Annotated in this window: 5 protein-coding genes; 3 read left to right on the forward strand and 2 right to left on the reverse strand. The window is 69.0% G+C overall.

From position 1 onward, the window contains the following. The first annotated feature begins 233 nt into the window (after positions 1-233). The gene (locus ENSA5_RS07920; RefSeq protein WP_106391027.1) at positions 234-1136 is read left to right on the forward strand and encodes a universal stress protein; all 903 of its coding nucleotides are present in this window, start codon (positions 234-236) and stop codon (positions 1134-1136) included. A 172-nt stretch (positions 1137-1308) separates the two neighbouring features. Here the strand turns inward: ENSA5_RS07920 and ENSA5_RS07925 are convergent, their stop codons facing one another. Next, on the reverse strand, positions 1309-2514 hold the full coding sequence (locus ENSA5_RS07925; RefSeq protein ID WP_106391028.1) for an AsmA family protein: 1206 nt from the start codon (positions 2512-2514) through the stop codon (positions 1309-1311). A gap of 556 nt (positions 2515-3070) precedes the next feature. Between ENSA5_RS07925 and ENSA5_RS37225 the strand changes: the two genes are divergently transcribed. Beyond that, the gene (locus ENSA5_RS37225; protein WP_181197496.1) at positions 3071-3427 is read left to right on the forward strand and encodes a hypothetical protein; all 357 of its coding nucleotides are present in this window, start codon (positions 3071-3073) and stop codon (positions 3425-3427) included. Between the two features lie 27 nt (positions 3428-3454). On the opposite strand, the gene ENSA5_RS07935 is transcribed toward ENSA5_RS37225, so the two are convergent. Beyond that, positions 3455-4414, reverse strand: a complete 960-nt coding sequence (locus ENSA5_RS07935) for an alpha/beta hydrolase family protein (RefSeq protein WP_106391030.1) — start codon at positions 4412-4414, stop codon at positions 3455-3457. A gap of 436 nt (positions 4415-4850) precedes the next feature. Here ENSA5_RS07935 and ENSA5_RS35735 point away from each other — a divergent pair, with 436 nt between their 5' ends. Beyond that, the gene (locus ENSA5_RS35735; RefSeq protein WP_146155452.1) at positions 4851-5879 is read left to right on the forward strand and encodes a hypothetical protein; all 1029 of its coding nucleotides are present in this window, start codon (positions 4851-4853) and stop codon (positions 5877-5879) included. Positions 5880-6002: the final 123 nt, after the last annotated feature.

Here is a 6002-nt window from a genome sequence, read left to right on the forward strand (position 1 = left end):
GAGGGCGCGAAGCCAAAACGCCGCTGTACCGGGCGTACTGCAAGTTTTGGCGACAAAGCCCTCGGCGAAAAGGCCAAGCGAGGCGGCGCGAGGCATTGCACCCCGGGCTGCTAGCAGCCCGGGGTGCTAGCCCCGTGGTACTCGCTCCCCTGCTCCCAACGCGGAGCAGGTCGGCAAAAAAAGCGCCGCTCTCGAGGTGGACGAGACCCGCTCGAACATTCGATGCTGCGCCCATGCCGGATCAGCAAAAATCAGCGGTCAAGAAGTGGGGCGTCGGCGTCGAGCTAGCTGCGGATCACCTCGGGCCGCTGCGCCTCGTCGCCGCGCTGACCGAGGGCAGCGACGATCTGACCGTCGGCGTCCACGTGATCCCCGACCGCGAGCTCCTCAACCCCCTGATCAATCACGAGGAGGCCCAGCAGATCCGCCAGCAAGTCGCCAAGGACGTCGCCGAGGTCATGACCCGGGCGGGCCTCGACGTCGAACGAGTTCGCGCCGAGCTCGTCGAGGACGACCAGGTCGAGCGCGGTCTGTCCGAGTCGGCGGCGCGCCTCGGGGTCGACGCGCTGGTCGTCGGCCGTCGGGCCAAGCGCGACGAAGATCCGCTCGTGCGCCTCGGCGAGGTCACCCGCCGGCTGCTGCGGCGGCTGCCGGTCCCGGTCGTGGTCGTGCCGCCGGACTTCGGGGTCGACGACGACCGCGGCCTCGGCGAGGGCCCGATCATCGTCGGCGTCGACCTCAGCGAGCACTGCAACGAGGCGGCCAAGTTCGCCGCGGCGCTCGCGGCTCGCCTCGACCTCCCCCTGCTCCTCGCCCACGGCAGCCAGGCCTTTCACTGGGGCGTCTCCTACATTCCCACGGCGACGATGGAGCGCCTTCAGAATCAGACCCGCGAGGCGGCTGGGGCCAAGCTCCGCGAGTGGGCGGCGGCCCAGGGCCTCGGCCACGCCGAGCACCACGTGTTCATGGGCGATCCGGCCAAGCACCTGTTGCAGGTCGCTCACGCCAAGGACGCCGCGATGGTGGTGACCGGCTCGCGCATGCTCGGCCCGGTCGAGCGCCTGTTCTTGTCGAGCGTCAGCAGCGAGCTCGCGGCCGCGGCCAACTGCCCGGTCGCGGTCGTGCCGGGCGGCTGAGCCCGGGGGGCCCTCGCGGCTGTCGAGCGTCAGCAGCGAGCTCGCGGCCGCGGCCAACTGCCCGGTCGCGGTCGTGCCGGGCGGCTGAGCCCGGGGCCCTCGCGGCCCCACGCAGGGGCCAGCCGCGGCAGCCGCGTCCGGACAGCACCCCCGCGTCGCTCGTCCGGGTCCGTCATCGCCCAGTCGGCTCGGTCGGCTCGCGGCGGCGCAGCTCATCGCGCAGCGCGGTCACGATCCCGTCGGCGACGCGCTCGACGATGCCGGACTCGGTGAAGCTGCGCAGTCCGTCGAGCTCGCTGCGCTGCACGCTGAGCTGCAAGTCCAGCGGGAAGTCGTCGCCGAGCTTGGCGACGGCGCGCTCGGCCATCTCGAGCATCAGCTTGGTCCCGACGCTCGCGTCCTCGCCGGCCCCGAGCTCGATGTTGCGCAGCTGCAGCTGGATGTCGAGGTCGATCTGCGGCTCGGAGGGGCCGTCGACGTGGGTGTTGACGACCTTCAGGTCCACGCTGCCGCTCGCGCGCACCCCCGCGGCCTTCTCGAGCTGCTCACCGAGCGCGTCGAGGGGCAGGTCGTCGACCTCGAGGGTGGTCTGGGCGGCGCCGTCACGCTCGCTGGCCGTGAGCACGAAGCCGTGTCCGCCGACCGAGCCCCGGCCACGGGCGCGGTAGAGCAAGTCGAAGATCGCGGTCTCGCTGCGCAGCGGCCCGATGTCCAGCTCCTGGATCTCGACCCCGAGCTCGCGGACCGAGCCGCGGTCAGCCCCGTGGTCGCGCAGGGTCACGGCCATGTCGCCGAGGTGGAGGCGCTCGACGCTGAACTCGCGCGCGAGCTCGATCTCGTCCTCGCTGTCGGGGGTCGGCTCGCCGGGCCGCAGCCGATCGAGGCTGCCGTCGACCCCGTCGATCGCGATCTCCTCGACCGCGAAGTCGAGCGCGAGCAGGCGCGCCGTGTCGATGTCGATCACGAGGCTGTCGATGTCGACGGCGAAGCGGGTGCTCGGGTCGTCGCCGCCGCGCTCGCCCGAGAGCGTGAGCTGATGGAGCTCGATGCGGCCGAGGATGAAGCTCCCGTCGGCGTTGCTAAACTGCACGTCGAGGTCCTCACGGTCGTCAGCCGAGCCGAGCGCGAGGCCGACGATCGCGTCGAAGAAGACCAGATCGGCCAGCAGCAAGCCCGAGCTCAGGAAGATCAGGCTCCACAGCAAGCGCCGACGGACTGAGCGCCAGGTGTAGAGGACCGCCTCCGAGGCCGTGCGACGGCCGAGAAAAATCGCTGTGATCGAGGCCCCGACGCCGACGGTCAGCTCGAGGACGATCAACCCCCAAAGGATGAGCGGAACGACCAACAGCTCCGCGACGACGACGAATAGGGCGTCCATGACCGGCCCCGACCGTCCCACGATCGTGGTCTAGCGACCAGCCCGGTCGGACGGTCAGGCCCCCTTGTGGCAGGCCAACCTGTGATCCAGCCTACGCAGCGCGGAGACGTGCCACGCATCGAGTGTTGCGGATCGCAACAGCGAATTACTACATTTGATCGCCAGCGAGCCGTGCTAAGACTGATCCTGCCACCGCCTGATCGGATAGCTGGTCTCCATGTCACGCCGCACGAAATCGACTCCCCGTCTGCTCACCTCTGTCGCCCTCATCGTCGGCCTGTCCGCGAGCTGGTCGCTGCCCTCGGTCGCGTTCGCGGCCCCGCCGGACCTTCCTGCCGAGCAACCCGTTCAGCCCGCCGAGCCCGCGCCCGCGACCCAACCGGTCGCGGTTCAACCCGCGCCCGCGGCTCAGCCTCAACCTGCGCCGCAAGCTCAGCCTCAGCCCCAGCCCCAGCCCGGCTGGGAGCAACCGCAGGCGCAGCCTCAGCCTCAGGCCTACGGCCAGCCCCAGCCGCAGCCGCAGCCGCAGCCTCAGGCCTACGGCCAGCCTCAGCCCATGCCGCAGCCGCAGCCGGCCCCGCCCCCGGGCCTGAACAAGAACCGTGGCCTCGGCCTGACGATCGCCGGGTTCAGCATCTTCGGCGTGACCTACCTGATCTCCGCGATCTCGGCGACGGCGCTGATCGACACGGGCTTCACCGAGACAGGCCGGCCCATGCTGATCCCCGCCGTGGGTCCCTTCATCGCCGCGAGCCGGCAGAGCTCGGCGACCCTCGGCTTCGGCCTCGCGTTCACGGGCGTCATCCAGATCGCCGGTCTCGGCATGGGCATCGGCGGCGCCGTGATGCTCGGCGGCGCTCGCAAGCGGGCGCAGCTCAGCGCCGCGCCGGGCGGCCTCCAGCTCCAGTTCTGATCCGCCGCTCCTTGGCCCCTTCGCCCCTTACTTCGACTGTACGTCCAGGAGCGGGTCGCCAGCCTCGAGCTGGGCGAGGGCCTCGTCGTCACCGAGCAGGTGGAGGGCGAAGAAGGCCGCGACGCGCCCGGCCGCGAGGCTGCGAACCGCGAAGGGATCCGCGTAGGTGAAGGGCGCGCCATCGGTCTGGCGCTCGCCCTCCCCGCAGCCCGCGCTGAAGTAGTCGCTGAGCCCGGCGAGGTCGGAGAACGCGAAGTGTCCGGTGTCGGCGAACTCGAGCTTCCACGCGGGCGCGTTGGCGTCGGTGAAGTTTTGACGGATCGCCGCGTTGCCGAACTCCGTGATGCTGTTGTCCTCGACGGCCACGAAGAGCATCAGGGGCTCGTCGATCCCGGCCATGGTCACGCCCGGCAGCAAGGGGTTCTCGATCGGCGCCGCGATCGCGACGCCCGCGCGCGGGCGCGGATCATCTTGCAGGACCTTGCCCGTGGTCACGGATCCGAAGCTGTGGCCAAACACGCCGAGGCGCTCGCCGTCGGCGAGACCCACGAAGGGGTCGGGCAAGCTCGTCGCCGCCGGATCGAGCAGCTCGTCGATGACCCGCATGACGTCGTCACGGCGCAGCTCGAGCGTGGCCTCGTCGATCGGCGGCAGCTCGTCGGCGAGCTGATCGAACACGGTGCTGCCCGCGTGGTCGACCGCCGCGACCAGGAAGCCATGGCTCGCGAGGTGCTCGGCCAGCGAGAAGGACGAGAAGCGTGCGCAGCCGTGGCAGTGCGAGAACACCAGCGTCGGCCACGGGCCCGCGATCTCGGCCAGCTCTGGCGCCGCGGCGCTCGCCGTTTGGGTCCGCACGCACTCGGCGGGCGCGACGTCGACGAGCGCCGCGAAGCTCGCGGCGTCGGGCTCGTCGATCACGAAATCTGTCAGCGCCTGCTCTGCGCCCGCCGCGGCCCGCGTGGCTGGGTACCAAAGCTCGACACGCAAAACTCGCTCGTTGTCTGGATCGGCTAGACCGATAGCCAGGTTGCCAACTGAGTACTCACCCGGGTCCGTGTAACTGATGGGGTCTGGCTCACCAGTCTCGCTCTCGCTCTCGCTCTCACCCACATCCAGATCAGTTTCGCTTTGGGTGGTTTCGGTGTCCTGTGTGGATTCGTCACCACCTTCGGGGTCACCTTTGCAACCAGTCGCCGCGAGTAAAAAAACCGCACAGATCAGCATGTTCAAACGGTGAGAGCCTTGTTTCATGCTGGTTGGGATTTGTGTGGGTGCGAGGCTGTAGGTGACTGTCACGACACGATTGAAGCAGCACGGCGAACAAAAGAAAAGTAGCCATGTACAACCCTCTGATTTTGATTAGATCAGCGCTGGCTTACCGTGTGGCGCCATTTGGGCGGTATTCGCGTGATACGATCGATTCATGTTGATTCGTTGGCTCGCGCGCTTTGCACTCGGTCTGTCGCTCATCGTCATGAGCGGCTGCCCCGAGCCCGGTGAGGACGACGGCGGCGAGTGGGGTAACTGGGAGGAGACCGGCGAGACTGGCGGCGACGGCGACGGCGACGGCGACGGGGACGGGGACGGGGGATTCGACGAGGGCGGCGCCAACCGTGAAGCGCCCGGCTCTGGCGGCGAAACCGGCAACGAAGACGACGACGACGGCGACAACGGCGACGGCGAGGACGACCCCCCAGAGCCCTTTGACGACCCCGAGCGCTGCTGGGACGAGACCTGGAAGGGCGACACTTTGCCCGCGCTGATCCTCGACAACACGATCGGGCGCAACGACGACTCCCTCGGCAGCTGCGGGCTCGGGGCCGCGCCAGACTACCAGCTCGGCTTCGTCGCGCCGTGGACCGGCAGCTTCACCTTCGACACGAGCGACAGCAGCTTCGACACCGTCGTGTACATCAACGAAGACGAGTGCGGCGAGCTGGAGCTCGCCTGCAACGACGACTTCATCAACCTCGAGTCGCGCCTGACCGTCGAGCTCGAACAGGGCGAGATCGTGACCGTGACCGTCGACGGCGTCGGGCCCTTCGAAGAGGGGCCGCTCAAGCTCACGATCACCGAGGCCGAGCCGCCGGTCTGCGACCTCGCGCCGCTCCTCCCCAACCTCCCGCTGCAGCTCTTCGGCGACACGACCGAGGCACCCAGCCAGCTCGCGAGCGGCTGCGGAGGTCAAAACGCGCCCGAGCAGGTCTACACCTTCATCGCCCCCCTCCCCGGCAGCTACCGCTTCGACACCAACGGCAGCGCGTTCGACACCGTGCTCTACACCCTCGACGAGTGCGCCGGCCCGCCGCTGTCATGCAACGACGACGTCAACCTCGAGCTCCACTCGGAGCTCATCGCCGACCTCTTTGTAGGGCAGGAGCTGCTCGTGGTCGTGGACGGGCACAGCGCCGACGACTTTGGGCTCTTCGTGCTCAACGTAACGAAGCTCTAGCAGCCCGGGGTGCAATGCCTCGCGCCGCCTCGCTTGGCCTCTTCGCCGATGGCTTTGTCGCCAAAACTTGCAGTACGCCCGGTACAGCGGCGTTTTGGCTTCGCGCCCTCGGCGAACATTCCG

It is taken from the genome of Enhygromyxa salina (genome assembly GCF_002994615.1).
Lineage (GTDB): Bacteria > Myxococcota_A > Polyangia > Nannocystales > Nannocystaceae > Plesiocystis > Plesiocystis salina_A.

Excerpts from the sequence above, each read along its gene's own strand:
- ENSA5_RS07920 (WP_106391027.1), top strand. The coding sequence starts at position 234 with ATGCCGGATCAGCAAAAATCAGCGGTCAAGAAGTGGGGCGTCGGCGTC.
- ENSA5_RS07925 (WP_106391028.1), bottom strand. The coding sequence starts at position 2,514 with ATGGACGCCCTATTCGTCGTCGTCGCGGAGCTGTTGGTCGTTCCGCTC.
- ENSA5_RS37225 (WP_181197496.1), top strand. The coding sequence starts at position 3,071 with ATGCCGCAGCCGCAGCCGGCCCCGCCCCCGGGCCTGAACAAGAACCGT.
- ENSA5_RS35735 (WP_146155452.1), top strand. The coding sequence starts at position 4,851 with ATGTTGATTCGTTGGCTCGCGCGCTTTGCACTCGGTCTGTCGCTCATC.